The sequence below is a fragment of the Pseudoalteromonas sp. SR45-5 genome (assembly GCF_014163565.1).
Lineage (GTDB): Bacteria > Pseudomonadota > Gammaproteobacteria > Enterobacterales > Alteromonadaceae > Pseudoalteromonas > Pseudoalteromonas distincta.
The window spans coordinates 1-1,887 of the sequence record NZ_JACJDN010000715.1; the positions used below are offsets into that span (position 1 = coordinate 1).

Genomic DNA, 1,887 nt, shown 5'->3' on the forward strand with positions numbered 1-1,887 from the left:
TTATTTAATAAATGTGCCTCGGATTGGATAGTCGTTTTCTCTAGAAAACTTAATTCCACCTAGCAGTTGCTCTAAATCAGGACGAACAAATGGGCTGTTTGATATATCGACCATTTGAAGCTGATTTTTTTCATTAAGTACAAAAATGCCTGGCTCAGCAAATGGATGATCAGTTTCTGCATCACTGCGAGGCTCGCTAATATGTAGCCCTAAATCGGTCATTTGTTCGATTGTTAAACCATAGTAAATTGGGAAGTTAATATCTATTTTTTCAAGATGTTTATTAAGCTGCTCATGGCTATCACCACTTACTGCAACCACTTCAACACCAGCATCTTTAAAGTCTTTATGAACTTTAGCAAGCTCGTTAAGTTGCGCAGTACATTTAGGGCAGTGCTGGCCTCGATAAACAACAATCATTTTCCAAGGAGAGTCACTTACTCTATCAACTAAATCTACCTTATTCTCATCAACATCACTCACTACTAGTGATGGCATAATATCCGCAGGTTTTAAACTAGTGTTACTCATTGCGATCTCCTTTTACTGTTTCAGATTAAAAATTAATTTGCTCTTACCCATAGAGCTTAGGGTAACTTTTATTAATTCAACCTGAAAAGTGTAATTAAAAATCGATTATAACTTTAAGACCATCCCTTTATTTTTCTATAAATGGTAGATGCACTAACCCCTAGATAAGCAGCAGCAAGAGGAATATTGTCTTCACAGCTTTTAATTGCATTTTCAATCGCCCTTTTTTCAACTTGCCACAAAGGTTCTATATCGTGAACAGACATAGGCGATAATTGAACACTCTGCTCGTTTGTATTGTGAACTGACTTAGCGGATATCGAGTGCTTCACAGCCCCTAATCCAAATGAGCTTGGTAGCATGTCTTTTTCAATTACATCGCCATCATTAATAACAACGGTGTTTTCAATTACATTTTGTAGTTCGCGAATATTTCCTGGCCAATCGTAATTACAAAAAAGCGCCTTAACTTCATCAGAAAAACCAGTGAAATGCTTTGCATTACTATCGCTTTTTTGTTTCAAAATATACTCAGCAAGCAGTAATATATCGCCTCCGCGTTCTCTTAAAGGGGGGAGCTTTACGGGGATAACATTTAAACGGTAATATAAATCTTCTCTAAAGCGCCCTTCTGCAACCTCTATGATTGGGTTTCTGTTTGTTGCACAGACTAAACGAACATCGCTGTGTAATACTTCACTACTACCAACCTTACTAAAAATGCCTGTTTGTAAAAAGCGTAATAACTTTGCTTGTAAGTTAAGTTCCATTTCACATAATTCATCTAAAAATAAGGTACCGCCGTTGGCCACTTCAACAGCCCCTTTTCGATCGCTCAATGCCCCACTAAACGCACCTTTAACATGACCAAAAAACTCTGATTCAAATAGCTCAGCAGGTATAGCTGCACAGTTTATGGCAATAAATGGTCCTGTATTTCTCGGGCTTGTATCATGAAGGGTTTGTGCGCAAACTTCTTTACCGGTTCCACTTTCACCTGTAATAAATACACACGCTTTACTTCTAGCTGCACTATCAAGTAATCTAAAAACGGTTTTCATTGCCAGTGATTCACCAACAAAATCTTGATTTTTATCCCTGTTTTTAACCAATGGTTGAACTTTAACTTGCTCTTTTGGCGTCAACGCACTTTCTACTGAGCTAATGAGTCGTTGACTTGTGAAAGGTTTTTCTAAAAAATCAAAACCGCCTAAACGCATTGCTTCCACTGCAATATCAATAGAGCTGTTTGAGGTGATCATGACTACATTAGCAGGATTTTTCTGCTTATTTACAAATTGTAATACCTCAAGCCCACTTATATCTGGCAAGCATACGTCTTGTACTATGACCGCT

2 protein-coding genes are annotated in these 1,887 nt (G+C 37.6%); both read right to left on the minus strand.

Annotated elements, in window-relative coordinates; genetic code table 11:
• A complete protein-coding gene (locus H5072_RS18315) occupies window positions 1-531 on the minus strand; it encodes a peroxiredoxin-like family protein (protein ID WP_039489283.1) in 531 nt (176 codons plus the stop codon).
• A 113-nt stretch (window positions 532-644) separates the two neighbouring features.
• Window positions 645-1,887, minus strand: a 1,243-nt coding sequence (locus H5072_RS18320) for a sigma-54 dependent transcriptional regulator (protein ID WP_182694372.1), incomplete at its 5' end; no start/stop codon positions are given.

Excerpts from the sequence above, each read along its gene's own strand:
- H5072_RS18315 (WP_039489283.1), bottom strand. The coding sequence starts at position 531 with ATGAGTAACACTAGTTTAAAACCTGCGGATATTATGCCATCACTAGTA.